This is a genomic window from Micromonospora cynarisoli (assembly GCF_030518815.1).
In the GTDB taxonomy this organism is placed as follows: domain Bacteria; phylum Actinomycetota; class Actinomycetes; order Mycobacteriales; family Micromonosporaceae; genus Micromonospora; species Micromonospora wenchangensis.
The window spans coordinates 6611675-6636430 of sequence record NZ_CP130426.1; the positions used below are offsets into that span (position 1 = coordinate 6611675).

Consider the following 24756-nt stretch of genomic DNA (forward strand, 5'->3'; position numbering starts at 1 on the left):
GGACCTGGGGAGGGACCGGTGACCACTGTCGACCAACCGGTGGACGTGCTGCTCAGCGACGGCAGCACCGTCGGACTGCGACCGATCCGGCCGCAGGACGCCCCGGAGATCGTCGCCATGCACGGACGTTTCTCGGAACGCACCCGCTACCTGCGCTACTTCTCGCCGTACCCGCGCATTCCGGAACGGGACCTGCACCGGTTCGTCACCGTCGACCACCGGGACCGGGAGGCGTTCGTGGTGCTGGCCGGCGACCGGATCGTCGCCGTCGGCCGGTACGAGCGGCTGGGGCCGGCGGCCCCCGAAGCCGAGGTGGCGTTCGTGGTGGAGGACGCCTACCAGGGCCGGGGGATCGGTTCGGTACTGCTGGAGCACCTGGCCGACGCGGCCCGCCGGGCCGGCATCGGACACTTCGTCGCCGAGGTGCTGCCCACCAACGGCGCGATGCTGCGGGTCTTCGCCGACTTCGGCTACCAGGTGCAACGCCAGTTCGCCGACGGGGTGGTGCACCTGACCTTCCCGATCGCGCCGACCGAGGCGACCCTGGCCGTGCAGCGTGGTCGGGAACACCGCACCGAGGCCCGGTCCATCGCCCGGCTGCTCGCCCCGCGTGGGGTGGCCGTCTACGGGGCCAGCGCCACCGGTCAGGGCGTCGGCGCGGCGCTGCTCGGGCACCTGCGTGACGGCGGGTACCCGGGGGCCATCGTGCCGGTGCACCCGGGGGCGCGCACGGTGGCGGGGCTGCCCGCGTACCCGTCGGCGGCCGACGCGGGGGTGGCGGTCGACCTGGCGGTCGTCGCGGTGCCCCCCGACGCGGCGGCCGGGGTGGTGGCCGACGCCGCCGCTGCCGGCGCGCACGGCCTGGTGGTCATCTCCGCCGGCTTCGCCGAGGCGGGCCCGGCCGGCGCGGCGGCCCAGCGGTCCCTGGTCCGGGCGGCGCACGCCGCCGGCATGCGGGTCGTCGGCCCGAACTGCCTGGGGGTGGCGAACACCGACGAGCGGGTACGCCTCAACGCCACCCTGGCCCCGGTGCTACCGGCCCCCGGCCGGGTCGGTTTCTTCAGCCAGTCCGGCGCGTTCGGGGTGGCGCTGCTGGCCGAGGCGCAGCGTCGCGGGCTGGGCCTGTCGAGTTTCGTGTCGGCCGGCAACCGGGCCGACGTGTCCGGCAACGACCTGCTCCAGTACTGGCAGGACGACCCGGGCACCGACGTGATCCTGCTCTACCTGGAGACCTTCGGCAATCCGCGCAAGTTCGCCCGGTTGGCCCGCCGGATCGGCCGGGACAAGCCGGTGGTGGCGCTGGCCTCGCTGGCCCGCCCGGCCGGCCCGGCGCTGGACGAGGCCGCCGTCAGCGCGCTCTTCGCCCAGTCCGGGGTGATCCGGGTGGACACCGTCGCCGAGATGCTCGACGTCGGGGTGCTGCTGGCCCACCAGCCGCTGCCCGCCGGTGACCGGGTCGCGGTGGTGGGCAACTCGTCGGCGCTGACCGGGTTGGCCGCCGCCGCCTGCGGCGGGCAGGGCCTCACCGTGGCCGACGGCTACCCCCGCGACGTCGGCCCGCACGCCGGTGTCGCCGAGTTCACCGCCGCACTGGCCGGGGCCGCCGCCGACGACGGGGTGGACGCGCTGGTCGCGGTCTTCGCCCCGCCGCTGCCGGGGCAGCTCACCGTCGAGGAGGCGGACTTCACCGCCGCCCTGCCGGCGACACTGGCCGGTGACAAGCCGACCGTGGTGACGTTCCTCGCCGGCCGGGTGCCGGCGGGGCTGCCCGCGTACCCGAGCGTGGAGGAGGCGGTGCGGGCGCTGGGCCGGGTCGGCCGGTACGCTTGGTGGCTGCGGCGGGACCCGGGCACGGTGCCGGAGCTGACCGGGGTGGACCGGGACGCCGGGCGGGCCGCGCTGCGTGGCGACGCCGCCGACCCGGTCGCGCTGCTCGCCGCGTACGGCGTCGAGGTGGTCGGGTCGGTGCCCGCCGGCAGCGTCGACGAGGCGCTCGCCGCCGCCGACCGCTGCGGGTGGCCGGTGGCGTTGAAGGCCGCCGCGCCCGGCCTGCGGCACCGCCTCGACCTGGGCGCCGTCCGCCTCGACCTGGCCGACCCGGTCGCCCTGCGCCGGGCGTACGCGGACCTGGCGGCGGGTTTCGGCGCGCAGGTGCTGGTCCAGCCGATGGTGCCGCCCGGGGTGGCCTGCGTGGTGGAGCTACGGGAGGATCCGGCGTTCGGGCCGGTGGTCGGTTTCGGGCTGGGGGGTGTCGCCACCGAGTTGCTCGGCGACCGGGCCTGGCGGGCGGTGCCGCTGACCGACCGGGACGCCGCCGAACTGGTCGACGAGCCCCGGGCGTCGCCGCTGCTGCGCGGGCACCGGGGTGCCGCCCCGGTGGACCGGGCGGCCCTGGTCGACCTGCTGCTGCGGGTGGGGCGGCTCGCCGACGAGCAGCCCCGGGTGCGGTCGCTCACCCTCAACCCGGTGCTGGCCCGCCCGGACGGCGTGTCGGTGCTGCACGCGGCGGTGGGGGTCGGCACGGCCGAGGCCCGCCCCGACACCGGCCCGCGTCGGCTCTGACCCGTGGTCCGCCGCAGGCCCCGGCGGCGGGCGGTGACGACCCCGGACAGCGGGCAGGCCCCCGGCGAACCGCCGGGGGCCTGCATGCGAACCGTCCCGCTCAGCAGGCGTACGCCTCCAGCCGCTGCGCCCGCTCCGGGTCGCGCAGCTTGAGCAGGGTGACCTTCTCGATCTGCCGGATGCGCTCCCGGGACAGGCCGAACTCCTTGCCCACCTCGTCGAGGGTGCGCTGCCGGCCGTCGTCGAGGCCGAACCGGAGCCGGATCACCGCCTGCTCGCGCTGGGAGAGGGTGGCGAGCACGATGCGTACCTCGTTGCGCAGTTCGCCGTTGGCGGCGGCGTCACCCGGCTCGGTACGCGGGTCCACCGAGGCGACGAAGTCACCGAGGGCGCTCTCGCCGTCCTCGCCGACGGCCTGGTCGAGGCTGACCGGCTCCCGGTCGTACGAGATCAGCTCGATGACCTGGAACTCGGGGATCTCCATCGCCCGCGCCACCTCGGACACGATCGGCTCGCGGCCCAGCGTGACCGACAACTCCCGGCGGACCCGGACCATCCGGTTGACCTGTTCGACCATGTGCACCGGGATGCGGATGGTGCGGGCCTGGTCGGCCATCGCCCGGGTGATCGCCTGCCGGATCCACCAGGTGGCGTACGTGGAGAACTTGTAACCCTTCGCGTAGTCGAACTTCTCGACCGCGCGGATCAGGCCGAGGTTGCCCTCCTGGATCAGGTCGAGGAAGGCCATCCCCCGCCCGGTGTAGCGCTTGGCGATGCTGACCACCAGCCGCAGGTTCGCCTCCAGCAGGTGGTCCTTGGCGGCGCGACCCTCCCGGGCGATCAGCGCGAGGTCGGCGTGCAGGTCGCCGGAGACGGGGGTGCACGTCGACAGCTTCTCCTCGGCGAACAGCCCGGCCTCGATCCGCTTGGCCAGCTCCACCTCCTGGGCCGCGGTGAGCAGCTTGGTCCGGCCGATGCCGTTGAGGTAGGCCCGGACCAGGTCGGTGGAGACCCCGCGCTCGTCGGTGGCGTCGAGGTCGGTGAGGGCTTCGGTGCCGTGCTCGGCGTCGATGGTGGTGGCCGGGCGCGTCTTGTTATCGATCATCTGCAGGGCCATCTCTGTGTCTCCCCGTGTCCGCTTTCGTGTCGCGTACCGGTGCCATCGGCCCCGGTGACGAACAGCTTTCCAACCGGGACGTGAAACGGGGGTGAGGCGATCGGGGAACCGACACCAATCCGGTCGGCTGCGGGGCGGGTCCTCGCCGGTCTTGCCAGGTCCGGCTACCGTGCCACCGGTCGACCATGGTGGCCGGCATGCGAACAGGCAATGGAGGACGTGGTGGTCTTCAAACGGCTCATGCAGTCGATGGGGGTGGGCGGTCCGTCGGTGGAGACCGTGCTCGCCAACCCGAACTGCCGTCCGGGCGGGGTGCTGGAGGGGCGGGTGCACGTCGCCGGCGGCGACCACGCCACCGACATCGAGTACGTGGCGCTCGGTCTGGTCACCCGGGTCGAGGTGGAGGGCGCGGACTCCGAGTACGAGACCACCCAGGAGTTCGCCCGGCAGCAGGTCACCGGCCCGTTCCGGCTGGAGGCGGGCCAGCGGTACGACATCCCGTTCCGGTTCGCCGTGCCGTGGGAGACCCCGCTGACCGACCTGTACGGCCACCGGCTGCACGGGATGACGATGGGGCTGCGTACCGAGCTGGAGGTGGCCCGCGCGGTCGACAAAGGTGACCTGGACGCGGTGTCGGTGCATCCGTTGCCGGCACAGGAGCGGCTGCTGGAGGCGCTGCTGCGGCTCGGCTTCCGGTTCGCCCGCGCCGACGTCGAGCGCGGCCACATCTACGGGGTACGGCAGAGCCTGCCGTTCTACCAGGAGATCGAGTTCTACCCCGCCCCGCAGTACGCGGGGGCGATCAACCAGCTGGAGGTCACCTTCGTCACCGACCCGCACCAGATGCAGGTGGTGCTGGAGCTGGACAAGCGCGGCGGCCTGTTCACCGAGGGCCGGGACACCTTCGGCCGGTTCACCGTCGACCACGCCAACGCCGACCGCACCGACTGGGCCGCCCAGCTCGACGGCTGGCTCCGCCAGTCCCTCCAACGCCGGGGCCTCTTCTCCTGACCCCACCCCCACCCCCGCCCTCCCGCCCCCTCGCGCCCCCGCCTCACCCCGGTGATCAAGAGGTTTGCGTCAACTTTGATCTTCAGAATGACGCAAACCTCTTGATCACCGGGGCTGGCGCGGGGGCGCGAGGCGCAGGGGGAGGGGGTCAGAGGTCCAGGAGGAGGGTGCGGGGGCCGGTGTTGATGCTCTCGACGAGCATGTGGGCACGGAAGCGGCCCGTCTCGACCGTCGCGCCCCGGGCGCGCAGTTCCTCCACCACGGCGGTGACCAGTGGCTCGGCCACCTCGGCGGGGGCGGCGGCGGTCCAGCTCGGCCGGCGGCCCTTGCGGGTGTCGCCGTAGAGGGTGAACTGGCTGACCAGCAGGATCGGGGCACCGGTGTCGGCGGCGCTGCGTTCGTCGTCGAGGATGCGCAGCTCGTGCACCTTGCGGGCCATCGTCGCGGCCAGCTCGGGGGTGTCGGTGTGGGTGATCCCGAGCAGTACCAGCAGGCCGTCGGTGACCGCGCCGACCACCTCGCCGTCGACGGTGACGCTGGCCCGGCCGACGGTCTGCACCACCGCCCGCATCAGTCGGTCACCGGCTCGACGATGCCCCGCTCGACCAGGTGCGCCACGATCGGTCCGGCCGCCTCGGCCAGCTCGTCGGTGGTGACGTCGTGCGCGGCGGCGAGCAGGGCGAGCTGGTCGCGCAACGGCAGCCGCCCGTCGCAGCCGCCGACCAGGGCCAGTACCAGCGGGTCGATCTCCTCGCTCCAACGCAGCCCGTGCGGCATCGTCAGGACCTGCCGGTCCACCGCCCAGCCCTCGTCGCCGATCGTCGCCTCCTGCCGCAGTTGCAGCCCCGGGGCGGCCCGGTAGCGGGCGGCGAGTACCCCGTCCCCGCCCCGGGCGCGCAGGAAGTCCTGCCTGTCGAACCAGGCGGCGACCTGGTCGCCCAGGGGGGCCTCGACCCGCTGGCGCAGATCCTCCACCCGGAGCACCGGGTCGGCGTGCCCGCCCCGGCGCAGCGAGACGATGCCGAACCCGACCGCCTCGATCTTGTGCGCGTCGAACCAGTCCAGCCAGGCCGCCGCCCGGTGCGGGTCGGCCGCCTCGCCGACGTCGGCCAGCCACAGGTTGACGTACGCCATCGGGTCGGCGACCTCGCGCTGGATCACCCAGGCGTCCAGGCCGGAGCCGGCGAACCAACCGGTCACCCGCTCCGCCCAGTCCTCCCCGGCGACGTGCACCCAGTTGGCCAGGTACTGCATGGTGCCGCCCTCGGTGAGCAGGTCCGGGGCGGCGGCGGCCAGTTCCGCGCCGATCGCGTCGCCGACCCGGCCGGAGTCCCGGTAGACGTGGGTGGTGGTGCCCGGCCCGACCACGAACGGCGGGTTGCTGACCACCAGGTCGAAGCGGCGTCCGGCCACCGGGGCGACCAGGTCGCCGCGGAGCAGTTCCCAGTCCTGCCCGTTGAGGGCGGCGGTGGTGGCGGCGAAGCGCAGCGCCCGCTCCGACACGTCGGTGGCGGTGACCCGTCGGGCCCGGGTGGCCAGGTGCAGGGCCTGTACACCGGAGCCGGTGCCGAGATCCAGCGCGGTGTCCACCGGGCGGCGGACGGTCGCCCCGATCAGGGTCTGGGTGGCCCCGCCGATGCCGAGCACGTGTTCGCCGGGCAGCGGCCGACCCGGGCGGGCGCTGGCGGGCACGTCGGCGAGCACCCACCAGGCGTCCCCGTACGGCTCCAGGTCGACCCCGGCGCGCAGGCCGTCGCCGTACGGTTCGACGAGGCCGGCGGCGACGGCCTCGGCGAGGCCGAGCGGGGCGAGCGCGGCGGCGACCGCCGACTCGGACTCGGTCTGGTCGCAGACGAACACCCGGATCAGGGTGGCCAGCGGGTCCCGCTCCTCGGTGGCGCGCAGCGCGGCCCGGAAGTCGTTGCGGGCCACCGCGCCGGTGGCCTGTGGCCCGATCCGGCCGGCGATGCCGTTGGCGGTGAAGTCGGCGTCGGTGAGCGCGGTGCGCAGCGCGTCGACGCCGGCGGGGGAGAGCAGCATGTCGTAACGGTCCACCTCGTCATCCTGCCTGGCCGGTGGCCGGCGGTGGTGGGCACCCGTTGACTTCCATAACGCCAGCTCAATCCCCCGGCCGTTATCTCTGTTACGTGCGTCGATGTCTCGTTAACATTCCCTCCAACATCCGTCGATGGGACGTTCGGACGGCCCCCGTCTGTCCGGACGTACCCGGTAGGGAGTTCAGACGATGTCCGACGTGTCCGTCCCCCGGCGTCGCGCGATCCGCGCGGTCGCCGTCGCGGCCGCCGCCGCAGCCCTCTCCGTCGCCGCGGGCGCCCCCGCCCTCGCCGCCCCCGCCGGCCAGATCCGCTACGCCTCCTCCCCGGACGCGATCAGCGGCAGCTACCTGGTCGTGCTGAAGGGCGAAGCCGTCGGCGCCGCCAACAGCCGCGCCGCCCGGACCGCCGTGCCGGACCGGGCCGCCAGCCTCACCAAGCGGTACGGCGGCAACGTCGCCGACGTCTACAGCGCCGCGCTCACCGGGTTCAGCGCGAAGATGAGCGCCAGCCAGGCCCGCCGGCTCGCCGCCGACCCGTCGGTGGCCTACGTCGAGCAGGACCGGGTGATGACCGTCCAGGCGACCCAGACCAACCCACCCTCCTGGGGCCTGGACCGCATCGACCAGCGCAACCTGCCGCTGAACTCCAGCTACACCTACCCGAACACGGCCACCAACGTGCGGGCGTACATCATCGACACCGGCATCCGGACCACCCACGCCGACTTCGGCGGCCGGGCCACCTGGGGCACCAACACGGTCGACTCCAACAACACCGACTGCAACGGCCACGGCACGCACGTCGCCGGCACCGTCGGCGGCACGTCGTACGGCGTGGCCAAGGGCGTGCGGCTGATCGCGGTGAAGGTGCTCAACTGCCGGGGCAGCGGCAGCACCACCGGCGTGGTCAACGGCGTCAACTGGGTGACCGCCAACGCGGTCAAGCCGGCGGTGGCCAACATGAGCCTCGGCGGCGGGGCCAGCACCGCCCTCGACAACGCGGTGGCCAACTCGATCAGCTCGGGCGTCACGTACGCCCTGGCGGCCGGCAACTCCAGCGCGAACGCCTGCAACTCCTCGCCGGCGCGGGTCGCCTCGGCGATCACGGTCGGCGCCACCACCAACACCGACGCGCGGGCCTCCTACTCCAACTACGGCTCCTGCGTCGACCTGTTCGCGCCGGGCTCGAACATCACCTCGTCGTGGAACACCAACGACAGCGCGACCAACACGATCAGCGGCACCTCGATGGCGTCCCCGCACGTCGCCGGTGCCGCCGCCCTGGTCCTGTCGGCCAACCCCTCGTACACCCCGGCGCAGGTCGCCAGCTCGCTGACCAGCAGCGCCACCACCGGCGTGGTGACCAGCCCCGGCTCGGGCTCGCCGAACCGGCTGCTCTACGTCGTGAACTGACGCCCCACGGCACCGACGGCCCGGTGGACCCTGTGTCCGCCGGGCCGCCCGGCTCGGTGGGTTCCGATCAGCTAGTCGACCGGCAGAGCCGGAGCGTGTCCAGACGGTGTGCGTAATGACTGGCCAATGCCTCGAATCGGTGCTGAGCCTCGTTAGCCATGGTGGTTATCCACGCCTCCCGAAGACGCACGACAGCATCAGTGACTGTCTTCACCGTTTGTTCCGGGTCGGCGCCGGCCCGCTCTGCCAGCCGTCGGAAGTGGTCGCATGTGATAGCGCTCGGCACAGTCTCGGAGTCAAGGCTGAGCGCCAAGGGTGCCCAACGATACCGCGAGTAGACCGAGAGTGAATGGAAGTCGTAGACGGGCGTGAGGCGTGGTGTGCGCCCGTCCGGATAGCTGATGGCCCAGTTCTTCAGATGCCCATCGGTATTGCCGACCACTAGCATTGCGACGAGACGGCAGACGAAATCGTGATAGCCGGAATCACCGGTCAGCTGACGCACGGCTGCGGCAAGAGTGTCGTAGGATACACCCGACTCGCTATATTTGAACATGGGTTCGACGTTGGCGACCTGTGCGAAGTCCTCCACGTGCACCCGGCCAGTGGTGGTACGATCGAATCGTTGAATGAGGTAAACGAGTTCTGCCGGGTCGACTAAACCCTCCGGTAGCCCTCCGACCACATCCGCCCGGACGAGATGTATCTCAGGCACCGGATATCCAGCAGTTGCCAGCCACTTCATAGTCAAGTACTCGTTCATTGGTAGATCGCGCAGGCCGCGATCGGGTAGCTTGACGATCCACCAGCCACCGTCCCCGGTGACGGGGATAGCGAGGCGATCCGCCGAGACCGAGTACTTGAGCTGAACACCTGCCAGCGAGTGACGCAGTGGTTGGCCGACCAGTTGGAGACTATCGGGAAGAATGTCGTCTTCCGGTTCGTTGTCGGCGTGAACGGTCACTGCACCCGGTAGATTCGTTCCTACCCGAAGCAGGAGGGTGAAGTCGCCGACGTTCCCACCACCGAGTTCACGGATGATCTGACGACGTAGCGCCCCCTCAGGCAGCAGGTTGCTGAACCAGGCAGGCAAACCGACACGCGCCCGCCGGATCACCCGGGGGTCATCCTCGAAAATCTGACCCAGCACGCGATGGTCTGATGTTGAGAGGTCGTCGTCGTATCGAAACTCCGATCCTCCCTGTACGAAACGTAGCTCGCCGACCCGATGGCCCTGCAATCGTACCTCTGCCAACCCGGAGGGCACGTCAGGCCGCCGATCGCAGGATGTCGGAGAGGGCACGCCCGTCGCGCGCCCCCCATTCAGCCATCCGGTTCACGTGTTCGGTAATAACCCTGCGACACTCCGCCGCCCTCAATGCGAGAAACCCAGCCCAGTCCTCTCGCGCCAGCAGATCCTGCGCCTCCATGCTGACTAGGTGACTGGTGGCTATCGATGGCGACACAGTTGCGAGGGTCAGCGGTGGTGTCTTATCGCCAGGAGGAAGTACAAAGCGGTTCGCGATGGTCGTGGTGATAGCCGGTGCAGCGTGCTCTGGTATCAGCGATCTGAGCGGCCTGCTCTGCTCCAAAAGCAGCGTGACATCAATGAGTTCACCATTGACGAGGTTACGTGGTTCGGCTGAAAGCAGTCCGAGCGTGTTGAGTTTTGTCATGGCATGGTTGAAGTGGACCTTATCCAGTTCGGCGGCGAAGTCAGGGAAGGACCGCACCTGGCGGAGGAGGGCGGCGGCTGCGGCCAACGGCTCAGGGGAGTCCACAGCGGTGACTTGGTTGCGAACATCGGCCACGCTGACACCCCGGGCCCGGGTTCCGGCGACCGCGCTGCGCCATACCCAACGACGGAGTAGGGTGGCCGGCCGGCCGGTAGGGACACCATGCAGTCGGACGAATCTCACCAGAATCGGCAGCACATGCGAGTATGGTAGGAGCCTGATGTGCGGGATGGCGCACTCTTCGCGCAAGAAGGTGACGGCTTCGCGTAGCCGAGCAGCCACCTCGCGGAGCGTTTCCCCCGGGTCACTGTCTGGTTCGAACTCCTGACGGAAGTCTTCCCGGAAGATGTCACCACCGCGATACGCCAGGACGCACCGTAGCGCGAGGCGATCATCGAGGGTTCCGAAGCTCAGTGTCGCCGGGACCTGTCCGAGTTCATGCAGGCTGGCCAGTTGGTCACCGACGACACCGGCATGCAGGGCCTGGAAGACCTCAGACTTCGTCAATCGCTTCCCGGTCGTATTCATTCGGGTAAAGATTTCTAGCAGCGCGCTCTCATCGGCTGCGTGTACCACGTAGGTCGGGATCTGGTACTCGCGGATCGCCTTGGCGGCCTGATCGGCGAGTGAGAGCTGAGCATCGGTCAACCAGTCGGAGTTGTCTCGCATCCACCTGAGCAGGACGGCTGTGTCCAGCAGAAAGCTGACTGGCACCCAGGAGCGTGGCGGCTGCTGCCGGCCGCCGGTGGTGTGAAACTCGCCGACGTCTAGGTCCAGGTGTACCCGGAAGCGGGGGTCCACTGCCCGGTCCGCCCGAGTGAGTGCCCCGACCAGCGATACGATGCGTTGCTGACCATCCACCACCCAGAGCGCGGCGGCAGTCTCGGGTGCCTCGATCTCCAGCGGCCCGACCTGGAGGTGTTGGGCGGGAGCGGGGCGTTGCCAGAGAAGTAAATTCCCGATTGGAAAGCCACGCAGCAGGCTGTCGAACAATCGGACGATGTCGGCCGCCTCCCACTTGAACGATCGCTGAAACGGTGGGATGCGGATGAGACCTGCGGTGACGTCCCGGACAAGATCCTCCGGCGTGCGGTACTCGACGCGCGGCCTTTCCAGACTCGGCACGGCCCACCTCTCTCAGACAGTGCACCGAGCGTAGCGGGTTCGGGTCGGCAGGTGTGCAAGGCATGAGTTGCGTTGCTGTTCGCCGTCCCTCCGGGGCGGGCGGGCAGGATGGGGGCATGACGCTCTCCCTGCCCATCGACGGCGAGGCCAACCGACTGCTGGAGCGCAGCCCACTGGCCCTGCTGACCGGGATGCTCCTCGACCAACAGGTGCCGATGGAGAAGGCGTTCTCCTCGCCGTACGTGCTGGCCCAGCGGCTCGGCCACGACCCGGACGCCCGGGAGTTGGCCGGCTACGACCCGGCGGAGCTGGTCGAGGTCTTCGCCCGGCCGCCCGCGCTGCACCTGTTCCCGAAGGCGATGGCCGGCCGGGTGCAGGAGCTGTGCCGGGTCCTGGTCGACAGGTACGCCGGCGACGCCGGGCAGCTTTGGGCGGACGTCACTGACGGGCGGGAACTGCTGCGCCGGATCGCCGACCTGCCCGGCTTCGGCACGCAGAAGGCGCAGATCTTCGTCGCCCTGCTCGGCAAGCGGTACGACGTGCGCCCCGACGGCTGGCGGGAGGCCGCCGGCGGGTACGGCGACCCGGACACCTACCGGTCGGTCGCCGACGTCACCGACGCGGAGTCCCTGCGCCGGGTACGCGAGTACAAGCAGCAGGCGAAGGCGGCGGCGAAGGCGGACAAGGGCTGACGCAACCGGAGCCGGGTCGGCTCGTTGAGATCCGCGACAGCGGCGACGGGTGGACGATGGCGGACGAGCGGGGGGCGGCACTCCTGCGCGGCGGGGTGAGTTCGCCGCGGCCCACCTTCCTCGAACTCTTCTTCGACCTGGTCTTCGTCTTCGCCCTGACCCGGGTCTCCCAGCGGATCATCGACGACCTGGGCACCGCCGACGAGGACCTGCCGGTCGAGATCGCCCAGACCCTGCTGATCTTCCTGGCCTTCTGGGCGGTCTGGACGTTCACCGCCTGGGTCACCAACCGGTACGAGCCGGAACGACCGGAGATCCAGTTCGTGGTGGTCTACGCGATGCTGGGCTGCATGGTGATGGCGGTCGCCACGCCGCGCGCCTTCGACACCCGTGCGGTGGCCTTCGCCCTCGCGTTCGTGGCGGTGCAGGTGGGTCGGCCGATCTTCCTCACCCTGGCGCTGCGCGGCCACCCCCGCCGGCTGGTCACGGTGCGGGTCGCGTCCTGGGCGGTGTTCAGCGCCGTACCCTGGGTGCTCGGGGCGGTGCTGCCGGGGACGTGGCAGCTGGCCTGCTGGTCGACGGCCGTCGCCATCGACTACGCCGGGCTGATGTTCGGCTGGCCGGTGCCCCGCCTCGGGGCGACCCGCACGTCCACCTGGGCGGTGCTGGGGGAGCATCTGGCCGAGCGGCACCAGCAGTTCTTCCTGATCGCCCTCGGCGAGAACATCCTCGTCATCGGGTTGACGTTCAGCGGGCACAGCTTCTCCGGCGCGAGTTCCGGGGCGTTCCTGCTGTCCTTCGTCACCACCGTGCTGCTCTGGCGGATCTACTTCCACCGGGCGGGTCACCTGCTCGCCGAGGCGATCCGGGTGGCCCGCGTCCCCGGCCGGCTGGGGGAGTCGATGAGCTGGACCCATCTGGTGATCGTCGCCGGGGTGCTGACCACGGCGGTCGGCTACGAACTGGCGATCGTGCACCCGTACGAGCGCACCCAGCTGGCCTGGGCGGTCTTCCTGATGGGTGGTCCGGCGGTCTTCCTGCTCGCCCGCGCCCGGTTCGAGCACGAGGTGTTCGGGAGGGTGTCCCGGGCCCGGATCATCGGGGTGCTCGCCCTGGCCGTGCTGACGCCCCTGGCGACCCTGACGGTCAGCGTGGTGGCGCTCGCCGCAGCCGCCGCCGTGCTGGCGGCGATCACGGTCGCGGACTACCGCCGGGCGTACGGGCAGCCACCGGAGCGGCCCCACCCGGCCCTGTGAGCCGGGCCGGTCAGGCGGCGGTGGGACGGGACAGCGAGGCGAGCGCCCGGCGCACGTCGGCGAGCGAGACGGTGGCCGAGTCGTCCAGGTCGGCCAGGCCGGCCTCGATCCACTGCCGCATCAGGGTGGTGACGCCGATGCCCCGCGCCTCGGCCGCCGCCCGGACCCGCTCGTAGGTGTCCATCGGCAGGCGTACCGAACGGCTGACCATCGGCACGTCGGTGTCGGGGGCGGGCAGTTCCACCGGCTGACTGTCGTCGATCAGCTCGGCGAACGTGTCGTCGCCGCCGTGGAATCGTTTGATGGCCTCGTCACGGTTCATCGCCGTCGCCTCCTCATCGGCGGGTTCTCCGCACGGTCTCGTCGTAGCGCTTGGCCTCGACGTCGCTCAGGTCGCGCGCGGAGAGGACGTCCCAGTCGTGGTCGGTGCCGTCGGCCTCGGCGAGCAGGACGGCCAGCCGCCGGCCGCGACCGCTCGCCGCGTAGACGACCGTCAGGTCGTCGCCGAGGTGCCGGATCACCCGGCGGGTGCTGTGCAGCGCCTCCCAGACTTCCCCGGGGGTGACGTCGTAGACCCGCAGGTTGGCCAACGCCTCCTCGGTGAAGCTGAACCGGCTGCCCACCGGCGGAGCGTACCACGCACGTAACACGATCCCGGTATGTGTCGATTTTCGCTGATCAAGGTGGTGCGGTGACAGGATGGTGGGTAATTCCCTCAGGAGGTCCATGGTGAAGCGTCAGGCGTACCAGCCGATTCTGATCACCGACGCCTCGCGCAGCCAGGACGACCAGCTCACCAGCAGACAGAAGCGGTACGTGCTGATGATGGGCATCCGGGTGGCCTGCGTGATCGCCGGAGCGGTCCTGGTCGGCACGAAGGCTCCGCTGCTCTGGCTCTGGTTGCCCCTGGTGGCGCTGGGCATGATCCTCATCCCCTGGCTGGCGGTGCTGCTCGCCAACGACCGGCCGCCCAAGGAGGAACACCGGCTGGCCACCAGGTTCCAGCCCCGGCACCGCGACGAGACCCCGCCGATGAGCCTCACCGCCGAGGAACGCCCGCACCGGATCATCGACGCCGAACCCTGACGGCCGGCCCGGCGCGGGCGTCGCGCCACCGCTACCCGCCTGTCGCCTCCGGCCGGGCACCCACCATCGAGACCGCCAGGGCGCCCAGGTCGGCGGCCCGGGTCAGCGCGGCCCGCGGGGTCGCGCCGGTCGTCCAGGCGGTGAGCAGGCCGGCCGCGAAGGCGTCCCCGGCCCCGGTGACGTCCACCACGGCGACCCGCAACGACGGTGTCACCCCGACGGTGGCCCGCCGGTCCACCCAGATCGCGCCCGCCCCGCCCCGCTTGACCACCACCCGTCGGGCCGCCGCCGACAACGCCCGCGCCTGGGCCGCCGGGTCCAGCCCGCCGGCCAGCACCCCCGCCTCGTCCGCGTTGACCAGCAGCAGGTCGACGTCGCGTACCCAGGACAGGAAGGCCGCCGCGCCGATCCGCCGCAGCGGCGCGGCGGAGGCGGCGTCGACGCTGGTGGTCAGCCCGCGCTCGCGGGCGACGGCCAACGCCCGCAGCCCGGCCGGTCGCGACCCGGCGTCCAGCAGGCAGTACGCGGACAGGTGCAGGTGGGTGGCGTCGGGCACCGCCGCCAAGGCTCCCTCGACGTGGTCGGCGGTCAGCCGCAGGTTCGCCCCCCGCTCGGTGACCATGGTCCGCTCGTCGGCGGTGGCCAGCACGATCACCGTCCCCGTGGTGGCCTGCGGATGCACCTCGACCGCGCAGTCCACCCCCGCCCGTTCCAGCTCGGCCACCCGGTCGCGGCCGGCGCTGTCGTCGCCGACCGCGCCGACCAGCGTCACCGGCGCGTGCTGGGCGGCGATCCAGGCGGCGGTGTTGGCCGCCTGCCCGCCGCCGGTCACCCGGATCGTCGCCGGGGTGTCCGAGCCGGTGGCCAACGCGCCGGCCAGCACGGCGACCACGTCGGTGATCAGGTCGCCGACCACCACGATCCGACCGGGAGCGGTCATGCGGCGGGGCGCGGGGCGGCCGCGACCGCGATCCGGGCGGCCAGGTCGGCGTTGCGCAGGATGATCCGGACGTTGACCGCCAGGCTGGCGCCCTCGGTGGCCGCGTGGAAGTGGGCCAGCAGGAACGGGGTGACCGCCTTGCCGGTGACGCCCTCACGGCCCAACCTGGCCAGGCCCTCGGTGAGGGTGCGGTCGTGCAGCGCCGGGTCGAGCTGCTCGTCGACCGGGAGCGGGTTGGCCACGATCAGGCCGCCGCTGTGCACCCCGTGCTGCTCCCGGGCGGCGAGTACCGCGGCGACCTGCTCGGGGGAGTCCACCGACCAGTCCAGGTCGAAGCCGGAGTCGGTCAGGTAGAAGCCGGGGAAACGTCGGGTGCGGTAGCCGACCACCCCGACACCGAGGGTCTCCAGCCGCTCCAGGGTCGCCCCGACGTCGAGGATCGACTTGACCCCGGCGCACACCACCGTGATCGGGGTACGGGCCAGGGTGACCAGGTCGGCCGACTCGTCGAAGGTCTGCGCCGCCTCCCGGTGCACCCCGCCCAGGCCCCCGGTGGCGAAGACGCCGATCCCCACGGCGGCGGCCACCGCGCTGGTGGCGGCCACGGTGGTGGCCCCGTCGGCGCCCGTGGCGGCGGCCACCGCGAGGTCGCGGACGGAGAGCTTCGCCACCCCGTCCACGGTGGCGAGCCGGGTCAGCTCGGCGTCGTCGAGGCCGACGACGAGTTCGCCGCCGACCATGCCGATGGTGGCGGGGACGGCTCCGGCGTCGCGTACCGTCTGCTCGATCTGCCGGGCGACCCGCAGATTGTCCGGTCGGGGCAGACCGTGCGAGACGATGGTGCTCTCCAGGGCGACGACGGGACGGCCGTCACGCAGGGCTTCGGCGACCTCGGTGCCGGGCCGGATGTGAAAGGTGGTCACGTCAGCTACCGTAACTGGCCGCCGTCGGGGTGGGCTGCGGTGGACCGGACCCGGCCGACCTGCCAAACTTGTGCAGTTGGAGGTGTGACTGTGAGTACCGAGGTTCTTGAGCGTCCGGAGTTGAAGGACGCCGACACGGGTCCCGAGATGTTCCATTACGTACGCAAAGAGAAGATCGCCGAGAGTGCCGTGATGGGCACCCTCGTGGTCGCGCTCTGCGGCGAGACGTTCCCGGTGACCAAGGCCGCCAAGCCCGGCTCGCCGGTCTGCCCGAAGTGCAAGGAGATCTACGACTCGTACCGCGAGTGATCCGGGCGGTTCGCCGGACCGCCCCCGTAACCTTCGGCGGTGTGACCACCTCCACCGCCCTGCTCCTGGCCGACCTGACCGGGGTGGCCGTCTTCGCCGCCTCCGGTGCCTCGGCGGCGGTGGCGAAGCGGCTCGACCTGTTCGGCGTCGTCTTCGTCGGGTTCGTCGCCGCGCTGGGTGGTGGGATCTTCCGGGACCTGGTCATCGACGAGGTCCCGCCGCTCGCCTTCGCCGACTGGCGCTACGCCGCCACCGCCGCGATCAGCGCCACCGCGGTGTTCTGGCTGCACCCGCAGCTCGCCCGGCTGCGCACCACCGTGCTGGTGCTGGACGCCGCCGGCCTCGGCCTGTTCACCGTCACCGGCACGCTCAAGGCGCTCGACGCCCGGGTGCCGGCGGTCGGCGCGGTGGTGATCGGCATGCTCACCGCGATCGGCGGCGGGCTGGGCCGGGACCTGCTCACCGCCGAGATCCCGGTGGTGCTGCGCCGGGAGATCTACGCCGTCGCCGCGCTCGCCGGATCGATCATGGTGGTGCTGCTGTCGACGCTGGGGTACGCCGGGGCGGGCGGGCTGACCGCGGCGGCGCTGCTGGTCTTCGTGCTGCGCCTGGTGGCGCTGCGGCGACGCTGGTCGGCACCCGTGGCGACGATGCGTCCCCCGGAGACCGGCCTCGGCCGCCCACCCCGCTGACCGGCGGCGGGACCGGTCGGCGTGGTGTCGGCTGGGGTTGCCGGGCCCGGCTGGTTATGCTGGGCCGGCCTTCGCGGCATGCTCTGCGCGGAGGCGTTTTCATGGGCGGCGGTACCGTGGCCCTCGGCCCGGATCCGCCTCGTGCGGTCGGAGAGGAGCCTCGGGTGGCACCCCGGTTGCCGGCGTTGGAGACGTTCCCGCCCCTGCGTGCCTGGCAGCGCAAGGCGATGGTGGAGTATCTGCGCCGCCGTACCGAAGACTTCACCGCGGTCGCCACCCCCGGGGCCGGCAAGACCACCTTCGCCCTGCGGATCGCCGCCGAGCTGCTGGTCGACGGCACCGTCGAGGCGGTCACCGTGGTCGCCCCGACCGAGCACCTGAAGACCCAGTGGGCGCAGGCCGCCGCCCGGGTCGGCATCCAGCTCGACTCCGCGTTCCGCAACGCCGACCTGCACTCCGCCGCCGACTTCCACGGCGCGGTCGTCACCTACGCCCAGGTGGGGATGGCCCCGCAGGTGCACCGGCGGCGCACCATGACCCGCCGTACCCTGGTCATCCTCGACGAGATTCACCACGCCGGGGACTCCCGTTCCTGGGGCGACGGGGTCAAGAACGCCTTCGAGCCCGCCGTACGCCGGCTGATGCTCACCGGTACGCCGTTCCGCTCCGACGACAACCCGATCCCGTTCGTCACCTACGAGCGCGGCGGCGACGGACTGCTGCGGTCCCGCGCCGACTCGGTCTACGGCTACTCCGACGCGTTGCGCGACGGCGTCGTGCGTCCGGTGCTGTTCCTGGCGTACTCGGGGGAGACCCGCTGGCGCACCAACGCCGGGGACGAGTTGGCGGCGCGGCTCGGCGAGCCGATGACCCAGGATCTGATCGCCCAGGCCTGGCGGACCGCGCTCGACCCGGCCGGGGACTGGATGCCGCAGGTGCTGCGGGCGGCCGACGCCCGGCTGACCGTGCTGCGCAACGCGGGGATGGCCGACGCCGGTGGTCTGATCATCGCCAGCGACCAGCAGAACGCCCGCTCGTACGCCAAGCTGATCGAACAGGTGACCGGGGAGAAGGCCACGGTGGTCCTCTCCGACGACCAGGGCGCGTCCGCGCGGATCGCGACGTTCGCGGCGTCCGGACAGCGGTGGCTGGTGGCGGTCCGGATGGTCTCCGAGGGCGTCGACATCCCCCGGCTGGCGGTCGGGGTGTACGCCACCAGCGCCAGCACCCCGCTGTACTTCGCGCAGGCCATCGGCCGGTTCGTCCGGGCCCGCCGCCCCGGTGAGACCGCCTCGGTGTTCGTGCCGAGCGTGCCGCACCTGCTCGGGCTGGCCAGTGAGATGGAGGCCGAGCGGGACCACGTGCTCGGCAAGCCGAAGGACCGCGAGGGTTTCGACGACGACCTGCTGGAGCGGGCCCAACGCGACGAGCAGGCCAGCGGCGAGCTGGAGAAGCGGTTCACCGCGCTGTCCGCCACCGCCGAACTGGACCAGGTGATCTTCGACGGGGCGTCCTTCGGCACCGCCGCCCAGGCCGGCACGCCTGAGGAGGAGGAGTACCTGGGGCTGCCCGGTCTGCTCACCGCCGACCAGGTGTCGCTGCTGTTGACCAAGCGGCAGGCCGACCAGCTCGCCGCGCAGCGGCGTCGGACGGCCGTCCAGGCCGCTGAGCCGGCCGCTGCGGCCCCGGCCGCGCCCGCCGTACCTCTGAGTGCCGCCCAGCGTCGGGTGGCGCTCCGGCGTCAGCTGAACGCTCTGGTGGCCGCCCGGCACCACCGCACCGGACTGCCGCACGGCAAGATCCACGCCGAGCTGCGCCGACTCTGCGGCGGTCCTCCCAGCGCCCAGGCGACCATCGAACAGCTCGAAGAACGCATAGCCACCGTCCAGACCCTCTGACCCGGCTCCCCGGCCCGCTCCCACCCCGGATCTCCCCGGTGATCAAGAGGTTCGGGTCAGAAACCGGCGGGACGGTGACGCGAACCTCTTGGTCACCGGGCCGGTGGCGGGGAATGGGCACAGCCGGGAATAGCCGGGCGGAGGCACCCTGTGGGTGCCTCCGCCCGGCTATGTCGTCGTAGGGGTTTCGGGTCAGTTCGCCATCAGATCGGCGCCTCGCCAGCTGAACTCCGGGTCCGTCGCGAACTTCACCGTGATCTTCACGAGATCCTCGGCGTACTTGTTCGCGTGGTGCCCACAGAACACCAACTCGCTCCCACCCGCCAGAGTGATACGGAGCTTGCCGGCAGCATTGCAGCGGTCGCACCGTTCATCGGCGGCTGGGGGAGCCACCGTTTCGGGCGGCGGCGTGAGGGTCGGGGTCATCGCCTTCCTCCTCTGGTCGTCACCGATGAACACTCTCTTCGGTCGTTGCTCACTCATCGTGCAACACCCTTACCGGGCCCCGCCTTCCCAGTGTGCCCGCGGGGGACCGAGGTCACACCTGGCCGGGAAGGACAGTGTGCCGTGCACCCAGGGTGCCACGTCAACGATCACAAACACGTATTGGACCGGCCACCATCGCATGTTCTACGCCTGGTGATCAAACCGACACGACGGGTTGACGTGACCGGCTCAGTCCAGGTAGTCCCGGAGCACCTGGGAGCGCGACGGGTGCCGGAGCTTGGACATCGTCTTGGATTCGATCTGCCGGATCCGCTCCCGGGTCACCCCGTAGACCTGGCCGATCTCGTCGAGGGTGCGCGGCTGGCCGTCGGTCAGGCCGAAGCGCAGCCGGACCACCCCCGCCTCCCGCTCGGAGAGCGTCTGCAGGACCTGCTGGAGCTGGTCCTGCAACAGGGAGAACGAGACGGCGTCGACCGCGACCACGGCCTCCGAGTCCTCGATGAAGTCACCGAGCTGGCTGTCACCCTCGTCACCGATGGTCTGGTCGAGCGAGATGGGCTCCCGAGCGTACTGCTGGATCTCCAGCACCTTCTCGGGTGTGATGTCCATCTCCTTGGCCAGCTCCTCCGGGGTGGGCTCACGGCCCAGGTCCTGGAGCAGCTCGCGCTGGATGCGGCCGAGCTTGTTGATCACCTCGACCATGTGCACCGGGATGCGGATGGTGCGGGCCTGGTCGGCCATCGCCCGGGTGATCGCCTGCCGGATCCACCAGGTGGCGTACGTGGAGAACTTGTAGCCCTTGGTGTAGTCGAACTTCTCGACCGCGCGGATCAGGCCGAGGTTGCCCTCCTGGATCAGGTCGAGGAAGGCCATCCCCCGCCCGGTGTACCGCTTGGCCAGCGAGACGACCAGCCGGAGGTTCGCCTCCAGCAGGTGGTTCTTGGCCCGCTCGCCGTCCCGGGAGATCCAGAGCAGGTCGCGCTGCATGTCGCGGGTCAGCTTCTCCTCGCCGTCGTCGGCGGCGCGCAGCCGCTCGGCGGCGTAGAGCCCGGCCTCGATCCGCTTGGCCAGCTCGACCTCCTGCTCGGCGTTGAGCAGCGGAACCTTGCCGATCTGCTTGAGGTACGCCCGGACGGAGTCGGCGGAGGCGGTGAGCTCGGCGTCCCGCCGGGCCTGCTTGAGCGCCTCGGACTCTTCGTCGTCCCACTCGAAGTCGTTGTCGGTGGCGGAGGCGGCGGCGTCGGTCTCGGCGGCCCGGGCCAGCTCGGCCGGCTCCTCCACCACCACGTCCTCGATCTCGGCGGCCAGTTGCTCGGGATCGATCTCGCCCTCGGCGCCCTCACCCTTGGCCTTCGCGGCGGCCTTGCCGGCCCCGGCGGCGGCCACCGTCGCCTTGGTGGCACGGGTGGACTTCGTCGCCTTGGCGGCCGGCGTGACGGCCTTGGCGGCCACCCCCGCGGTGGTGGTCGCCTTGCGCGGGGCCGCCTTGCGCGGAGCGGGCGCGGGGGGCTCCTCGGCGGCGGGCGCCTGCTTCGGAGCCGGCGCGGCGGCCTTCTTGGTGGTCTTGGCTGTGGTGGCCCGCGAGGCCGGGGTGGCCGACCGGGCGGCGGCCACCCGGCGGGGACGGGTGCTGGCGGAGCCGTCGACCACCACGGTCACGCCCGCCTCGGAGAGCGCCCGCAGGATCTTCTTGGCCTGGGCCGGGGTCACCTCGGCGGACTCGACGGTGCGCGCGAGCTGGGCCGACGTCAGCTGACCACCGGCGCTCTGGGCGTGGGCGATCAGGGTGTCGGTGAGCGAGCGAACGTCGGCGCCGGGCTGGCGGGGTTCTGTCACGAATGACCTTCCGGAGGCGAAGAGCGAGCACGGCCGGAGTCGTCCGGCGCAGCGTGGCATGCCGTGCCGTCGACGTCGTTGAGTGGCCCCCGTGTCCCGGGCCGGCTGTGCGGCGGTGGTCCGTGGCGCGTGGGCAGGGTGAATTGTAACCCCGGTTGGCGCGATCATCCTGCGGCGCACGGCAACCGGCCGTCTGTACCACCGGTTCGGCACGGATGTCGACTTTGCGGCCATCCTATCGACCCGTCCCGGCGGTCGGTCGGTCGACGCCGGAAACCGCCAGTCGCACCGGGGTGCGCCCGACCGCAACGGCGGCTGCCTATGCTGTCCGGACGAGATCGACGACGCGCGACGGGGCGCGTGCCGCGCCGGACGGCGGGGGCGGCGCGCCGACGGCTCCCGGCCGGTGTTCCCGGTGCGCGCACGGCGGCCGCGAAGGGGGCAGGGTTCGATGACCGGTTCGACGCCTACCGCACGGGAACTGCTCGGGATCGCCGTCGGGGTGGCCCGGGACGCGGCTGGCACGGCGGCCCGGATGCGGGCCGAGGGGGTCTCGGTCGCGGCGACCAAGAGCACCGCCACCGACGTGGTCACCGCCGCCGACCGGGCGGTGGAGCGGCAGGTCCTGACCGCCCTGCGTGCGGTCCGGCCGGCCGACGTGGTGCTCGGCGAGGAGTACGGCGGGGCCGAGGCCGGTGCGGGTGGCGTGCGCTGGATCGTCGACCCGATCGACGGCACGGTGAACTACCTGTACGGGCTGCCGTACTGCGCGGTCTCACTCGCCGCCGAGGTGGACGGCCGGGTGGTCGCCGGCGTGGTGCGTAACGTCTCGACCGGCGAGGAGTGGACCGCCACCGCCGGTGGCGGCGCCTGGCGCGACGGTCGGCGGCTGCGCTGCTCGACCGAGACCGAATTGGGGCAGGCGTTGGTCGCCACCGGGTTCGGCTACGACGCCGGCCGCCGCCGGCACCAGGCCCGGGTGGTCGCCGAGTTGATCGGAGACGTGCGGGACATCAGGCGGATGGGGGCGGCGGCGCTGGACCTCTGCCTGGCCGCCGAGGGGCGGGTGGACGCCTACTACGAGAAGGGGCTGGCCGCCTGGGACCTGGCCGCGGGCGGGCTGGTCGCCGCGGAGGCCGGGCTGCGGGTGGCCGGGCTGGACGGCCGTCCGGCGGGCCCCGACCTGGTCATCGCGGCCCCACCGGCGCTCTTCGCACCGTTGCACACCCGGCTGGCCGCGCTGGACGCCGCCGGCGGTCCCTGAACACCCCCGACCGCCGCAACGGCTGCCGGACCGTGGTCGTCCGACAGCCGGCGGGGCCGGGGACCGGCGGCGGGGCCGGTCGGTCGCCGGTGACCGGCGGTGCCGGTTACTTGTCCTCCACCGGCATCGGGCAGGAGCCCTCCGGGGCGACCGGCGCGCCCAGGTCGCCGAGGGACTGGTTGACCTCGGTGGTGGTGGCGAGCTGCTGGAAGCTGTCGCCCAGCACCACGTCGACCGTGTCGTCCTGGCGCTTGGGGTCGTAGTCGCGCTCGGCGTTGTTGAGGAAGAAGGCGCGCAGCAGGTGGGCCGAGCCGACCCCCTTGGGGCCGAACCGCAGCAGCGCGACGCCGTCGAAGTGCGCGGCGTTGCCCTCCTTCTTGACCTGGAACTTCCGGTTCCGGAAGTCGTCACCCACGCTGCTGGCCAGGCCCGGCTCGTTGGTGCCGTTCAGGATGTTGATCTTGACGTCCTTGTACGTGCGCAGGGACAGGTCGGCCAGCGGCCAGCCCTCGGGGCACCCCCTGGCGTTGGCCCCGCTGCCCTGGGTGTCGCGGACCACGGCGACGATGACGATGACCAGGGCGACGACCGCCAGCAGGCCGACGACAACGAGTGCTCGCACTCGCGCAAAGCTCATCTGGGTGCTCCCCGGACAGTGGGTGGTGGCGGCGAACGTCGGCGGCGGGCGGCGCCGTCGGCCGTCGAGTACGCCGCTGAGGTTAACGGTTGTCCGGCAGACGCGTGGAAACAGTCCGACATGCCGGCGCGCCAACCGGGAACGGGGTACTACTACCCCTATCTTCGTGTCGCCTGAGTCACATTGGGAACATCTTGGGCCGCTGGGGCGTACATGTCTGCCGCGAGGGCGGTATACATGCCTCGCCCGGTAGGGGGTAAGGTACCGCGCTCGTCGGGTCCTGCCCCCGGCGACCTTGATCCAGAGGCCGTCGGGTCGGGCGACCGACACACATTGGTGGCCGGCCAGTGGGAACCGAAACAGCGTCGCCCGGCGTTACAACCGGAAGCGACAACATCGATATGGGAGAGTGAAACCGATGGCCACCGACTACGACGCCCCGCGTCGCGACGAGGTCGACCTCGGCGAGGACAGCCTGGAAGAGCTCAAGGCCCGGCGGGTCGACTCACAGTCGGGCGCCGTGGACGTCGACGAGGCCGAGGTGGCCGAGAGCTTCGAGCTGCCCGGTGCCGACCTGGCCGACGAGGAGCTGACCGTGAAGGTCCTCCCGATGCAGCAGGACGAGTTCCGGTGCGGACGCTGCTTCCTGGTGCACCACCGCAGCCAGTTGGCGGTCGAGCGCAACGGCGACCTGATCTGCCGCGAGTGCGTCTGAGCACCCACCACACCAGCGGCGGCCTCCTCGCGGGGCCGCCGCTGCCCGAGCCGCCGTGCGGGTACGGCGGGTTGCTGCTTGACTCGTGGTAGGCGCGTCCACCGGACCGGTGGACACCACGGGAGGGGCAGACGGATGAACGAGCACGGCGGGTCCGATCCGGACGGTCCGAAGTCCGACGCCGGCCCGCCCGTCGTCGTTCCCGGAGAGGGGACCACCGGCACCGATCCGGCCGTCCCGCCCGGCGACGGGCTGGGTGCCACGGTGGCGGCGCTGACCGCCGACGACATCGCGCCCGCCCGGCGTCGGCAACTGCTCGCCCGGCTCGTCGGGCAGGCCCGCGGTCGGGGCATCGCCGACCTGTTCAAGCCGCGGGCGGCGCTGCGCTGGATGACCGACACGGTCGCCGACGTCGCCCCGCACATCCCGGTCCGGGACCTGGCGACGCTACGTCGGCACTTCCCCGGCCTCGACGACGAGGCCCTCGCCGACCGGCTGGTCCGCAACGCCACCCGGGCCACCGCCGGGGTGGGCGCGGCCGGTGGCGGTGTCGCCGCGGTGGAGTGGACCGTCGCCCCGACCCTGCTGTCCGCGCCGGTGCTGCTCGCCGCCGAGACGGTGGCCGTGGTGTCGATCGAACTGAAGCTGATCGGCGAGCTGCACGAGATCTACGGCGCGCCGTTGCCCGCCGGCGGCACCCCCCGGACCATCGCCCTGGTCCAGTCCTGGGCCAGCCAGCGGGGGGTCAACCCGATGATGCCGGGCGTCGGGGTGAGCGCGGTCCTCGGCACCGCCGCCCGCAAGGAGCTGCGGGACACCCTGCTCAAGCGCTTCGGCCGGAATCTGACCACGCTGGGCCCGTTCCTCACCGGGGCGGCCGTGGCCAGCTACCTCAACCGCCGGGCCACCCGGTCCCTGGCCGACCAGCTCCGTCGCGACCTGCGCAGGCAGCGCCGGGAGCTGCCCGGCGGCCCACCCGCCCTGCCCTGACCCCGAACCCCTGACGCCGGCCGGTCCGAGCGGGCCGGCGGCGCGATTCGC

Annotated in this window: 24 protein-coding genes; 12 read left to right on the plus strand and 12 right to left on the minus strand. The window is 71.9% G+C overall.

Annotation, left to right across the window (positions count from 1 at the left end):
* Positions 1 to 18: 18 nt before the first annotated feature.
* Complete coding sequence (locus Q2K16_RS29140) at positions 19 to 2562, plus strand: bifunctional acetate--CoA ligase family protein/GNAT family N-acetyltransferase (protein ID WP_302741496.1); 2544 nt, start codon at positions 19 to 21, stop codon at positions 2560 to 2562.
* 100 nt (positions 2563 to 2662) lie between these two features.
* Here Q2K16_RS29140 and sigB read toward each other — a convergent pair whose 3' ends face one another.
* On the minus strand, positions 2663 to 3679 hold the full coding sequence (gene sigB, locus Q2K16_RS29145) for an RNA polymerase sigma factor SigB (protein ID WP_372444556.1): 1017 nt from the start codon (positions 3677 to 3679) through the stop codon (positions 2663 to 2665).
* A 222-nt stretch (positions 3680 to 3901) separates the two neighbouring features.
* On the opposite strand from sigB, the gene Q2K16_RS29150 reads away from it, so the two are divergent.
* Positions 3902 to 4690 (plus strand): sporulation protein, encoded by a 789-nt coding sequence (locus tag Q2K16_RS29150; protein ID WP_204924161.1) that lies wholly within the window; start codon positions 3902 to 3904, stop codon positions 4688 to 4690.
* 148 nt (positions 4691 to 4838) lie between these two features.
* Here the strand turns inward: Q2K16_RS29150 and dtd are convergent, their stop codons facing one another.
* Both dtd and Q2K16_RS29160 read right to left on the minus strand, forming a co-directional pair.
* Entirely contained in the window at positions 4839 to 5261 is a 423-nt protein-coding gene (dtd, locus tag Q2K16_RS29155) for a D-aminoacyl-tRNA deacylase (RefSeq protein WP_302741497.1), read from the minus strand.
* Positions 5261 to 6745 carry a DUF7782 domain-containing protein gene (locus Q2K16_RS29160; RefSeq protein ID WP_302741499.1) on the minus strand — a complete coding sequence of 495 codons (1485 nt, stop codon included), beginning with the start codon at positions 6743 to 6745 and terminating at the stop codon, positions 5261 to 5263. The genes dtd and Q2K16_RS29160 overlap by 1 nt, the downstream gene beginning before the upstream one ends.
* A 190-nt stretch (positions 6746 to 6935) precedes the next feature.
* Between Q2K16_RS29160 and Q2K16_RS29165 the strand changes: the two genes are divergently transcribed.
* Entirely contained in the window at positions 6936 to 8159 is a 1224-nt protein-coding gene (locus Q2K16_RS29165; RefSeq protein WP_302741500.1) for a S8 family peptidase, read from the plus strand.
* Between the two features lie 67 nt (positions 8160 to 8226).
* Here the strand turns inward: Q2K16_RS29165 and Q2K16_RS29170 are convergent, their stop codons facing one another.
* Positions 8227 to 9462 (minus strand): type II toxin-antitoxin system HipA family toxin, encoded by a 1236-nt coding sequence (locus Q2K16_RS29170; protein ID WP_368052520.1) that lies wholly within the window; start codon positions 9460 to 9462, stop codon positions 8227 to 8229.
* Positions 9428 to 11020: a DUF262 domain-containing protein gene (locus tag Q2K16_RS29175; protein WP_302741502.1), complete on the minus strand. Its 1593-nt coding sequence runs from the start codon at positions 11018 to 11020 to the stop codon at positions 9428 to 9430. Before Q2K16_RS29175 ends, Q2K16_RS29170 begins: the two co-directional genes overlap by 35 nt.
* A gap of 116 nt (positions 11021 to 11136) precedes the next feature.
* Between Q2K16_RS29175 and Q2K16_RS29180 the strand changes: the two genes are divergently transcribed.
* The gene (locus Q2K16_RS29180) at positions 11137 to 11712 is read left to right on the plus strand and encodes an HhH-GPD-type base excision DNA repair protein (RefSeq protein WP_302741503.1); all 576 of its coding nucleotides are present in this window, start codon (positions 11137 to 11139) and stop codon (positions 11710 to 11712) included.
* A gap of 56 nt (positions 11713 to 11768) precedes the next feature.
* Positions 11769 to 12968, plus strand: a complete 1200-nt coding sequence (locus Q2K16_RS29185) for a low temperature requirement protein A (protein WP_302741504.1) — start codon at positions 11769 to 11771, stop codon at positions 12966 to 12968.
* A gap of 10 nt (positions 12969 to 12978) precedes the next feature.
* Here Q2K16_RS29185 and Q2K16_RS29190 read toward each other — a convergent pair whose 3' ends face one another.
* Together Q2K16_RS29190 and Q2K16_RS29195 are read right to left on the minus strand one after the other, a co-directional pair.
* Entirely contained in the window at positions 12979 to 13290 is a 312-nt protein-coding gene (locus Q2K16_RS29190; protein WP_302741505.1) for a hypothetical protein, read from the minus strand.
* Between the two features lie 13 nt (positions 13291 to 13303).
* Positions 13304 to 13591 carry a hypothetical protein gene (locus tag Q2K16_RS29195; RefSeq protein ID WP_302741506.1) on the minus strand — a complete coding sequence of 96 codons (288 nt, stop codon included), beginning with the start codon at positions 13589 to 13591 and terminating at the stop codon, positions 13304 to 13306.
* 103 nt (positions 13592 to 13694) lie between these two features.
* On the opposite strand from Q2K16_RS29195, the gene Q2K16_RS29200 reads away from it, so the two are divergent.
* Positions 13695 to 14054, plus strand: coding sequence for a DUF3099 domain-containing protein (locus Q2K16_RS29200; RefSeq protein ID WP_194821888.1), 360 nt, complete (start codon positions 13695 to 13697; stop codon positions 14052 to 14054).
* Between the two features lie 31 nt (positions 14055 to 14085).
* Here Q2K16_RS29200 and Q2K16_RS29205 read toward each other — a convergent pair whose 3' ends face one another.
* Together Q2K16_RS29205 and Q2K16_RS29210 are read right to left on the minus strand one after the other, a co-directional pair.
* Complete coding sequence (locus Q2K16_RS29205) at positions 14086 to 14994, minus strand: carbohydrate kinase family protein (RefSeq protein WP_302741507.1); 909 nt, start codon at positions 14992 to 14994, stop codon at positions 14086 to 14088.
* Positions 14991 to 15917: a pseudouridine-5'-phosphate glycosidase gene (locus Q2K16_RS29210; RefSeq protein ID WP_302741508.1), complete on the minus strand. Its 927-nt coding sequence runs from the start codon at positions 15915 to 15917 to the stop codon at positions 14991 to 14993. The genes Q2K16_RS29205 and Q2K16_RS29210 overlap by 4 nt, the downstream gene beginning before the upstream one ends.
* A gap of 84 nt (positions 15918 to 16001) precedes the next feature.
* Between Q2K16_RS29210 and Q2K16_RS29215 the strand changes: the two genes are divergently transcribed.
* From Q2K16_RS29215 to Q2K16_RS29225, 3 genes are all read left to right on the plus strand, one after another.
* Complete coding sequence (locus Q2K16_RS29215; RefSeq protein ID WP_194821886.1) at positions 16002 to 16226, plus strand: DUF3039 domain-containing protein; 225 nt, start codon at positions 16002 to 16004, stop codon at positions 16224 to 16226.
* 41 nt (positions 16227 to 16267) lie between these two features.
* Positions 16268 to 16918 (plus strand): trimeric intracellular cation channel family protein, encoded by a 651-nt coding sequence (locus tag Q2K16_RS29220; RefSeq protein WP_302741510.1) that lies wholly within the window; start codon positions 16268 to 16270, stop codon positions 16916 to 16918.
* Between the two features lie 164 nt (positions 16919 to 17082).
* Positions 17083 to 18816, plus strand: coding sequence for a DEAD/DEAH box helicase (locus Q2K16_RS29225; RefSeq protein ID WP_194821885.1), 1734 nt, complete (start codon positions 17083 to 17085; stop codon positions 18814 to 18816).
* Between the two features lie 192 nt (positions 18817 to 19008).
* Here the strand turns inward: Q2K16_RS29225 and Q2K16_RS29230 are convergent, their stop codons facing one another.
* On the minus strand, positions 19009 to 19242 hold the full coding sequence (locus tag Q2K16_RS29230) for a DUF7455 domain-containing protein (protein WP_088646450.1): 234 nt from the start codon (positions 19240 to 19242) through the stop codon (positions 19009 to 19011).
* A gap of 249 nt (positions 19243 to 19491) precedes the next feature.
* Positions 19492 to 21099, minus strand: a complete 1608-nt coding sequence (locus Q2K16_RS29235; protein ID WP_302741512.1) for an RNA polymerase sigma factor — start codon at positions 21097 to 21099, stop codon at positions 19492 to 19494.
* 451 nt (positions 21100 to 21550) lie between these two features.
* On the opposite strand from Q2K16_RS29235, the gene Q2K16_RS29240 reads away from it, so the two are divergent.
* Positions 21551 to 22363 carry an inositol monophosphatase family protein gene (locus Q2K16_RS29240; RefSeq protein ID WP_302741513.1) on the plus strand — a complete coding sequence of 271 codons (813 nt, stop codon included), beginning with the start codon at positions 21551 to 21553 and terminating at the stop codon, positions 22361 to 22363.
* Between the two features lie 106 nt (positions 22364 to 22469).
* Here Q2K16_RS29240 and Q2K16_RS29245 read toward each other — a convergent pair whose 3' ends face one another.
* Positions 22470 to 22985 carry a LytR C-terminal domain-containing protein gene (locus Q2K16_RS29245; protein ID WP_194821898.1) on the minus strand — a complete coding sequence of 172 codons (516 nt, stop codon included), beginning with the start codon at positions 22983 to 22985 and terminating at the stop codon, positions 22470 to 22472.
* Positions 22986 to 23418: 433 nt separating this feature from the next.
* Between Q2K16_RS29245 and Q2K16_RS29250 the strand changes: the two genes are divergently transcribed.
* On the plus strand, positions 23419 to 23715 hold the full coding sequence (locus Q2K16_RS29250; RefSeq protein WP_067315205.1) for a DUF4193 domain-containing protein: 297 nt from the start codon (positions 23419 to 23421) through the stop codon (positions 23713 to 23715).
* A gap of 135 nt (positions 23716 to 23850) precedes the next feature.
* A complete protein-coding gene (locus Q2K16_RS29255; RefSeq protein ID WP_302741515.1) occupies positions 23851 to 24705 on the plus strand; it encodes a hypothetical protein in 855 nt (284 codons plus the stop codon).
* The last annotated feature ends 51 nt before the right edge of the window (positions 24706 to 24756 follow it).

Coding starts and splice junctions, on each gene's coding strand:
- Q2K16_RS29230 (WP_088646450.1), bottom strand. CDS start 19,242: ATGACCCCGACCCTCACGCCGCCGCCCGAAACGGTGGCTCCCCCAGCC.
- Q2K16_RS29190 (WP_302741505.1), bottom strand. CDS start 13,290: ATGAACCGTGACGAGGCCATCAAACGATTCCACGGCGGCGACGACACG.
- Q2K16_RS29205 (WP_302741507.1), bottom strand. CDS start 14,994: ATGACCGCTCCCGGTCGGATCGTGGTGGTCGGCGACCTGATCACCGAC.
- Q2K16_RS29250 (WP_067315205.1), top strand. CDS start 23,419: ATGGCCACCGACTACGACGCCCCGCGTCGCGACGAGGTCGACCTCGGC.
- dtd (WP_302741497.1), bottom strand. CDS start 5,261: ATGCGGGCGGTGGTGCAGACCGTCGGCCGGGCCAGCGTCACCGTCGAC.
- Q2K16_RS29255 (WP_302741515.1), top strand. CDS start 23,851: ATGAACGAGCACGGCGGGTCCGATCCGGACGGTCCGAAGTCCGACGCC.
- Q2K16_RS29200 (WP_194821888.1), top strand. CDS start 13,695: ATGGTGAAGCGTCAGGCGTACCAGCCGATTCTGATCACCGACGCCTCG.
- Q2K16_RS29185 (WP_302741504.1), top strand. CDS start 11,769: ATGGCGGACGAGCGGGGGGCGGCACTCCTGCGCGGCGGGGTGAGTTCG.
- Q2K16_RS29165 (WP_302741500.1), top strand. CDS start 6,936: ATGTCCGACGTGTCCGTCCCCCGGCGTCGCGCGATCCGCGCGGTCGCC.
- Q2K16_RS29240 (WP_302741513.1), top strand. CDS start 21,551: ATGACCGGTTCGACGCCTACCGCACGGGAACTGCTCGGGATCGCCGTC.
- sigB (WP_372444556.1), bottom strand. CDS start 3,679: ATGGCCCTGCAGATGATCGATAACAAGACGCGCCCGGCCACCACCATC.
- Q2K16_RS29180 (WP_302741503.1), top strand. CDS start 11,137: ATGACGCTCTCCCTGCCCATCGACGGCGAGGCCAACCGACTGCTGGAG.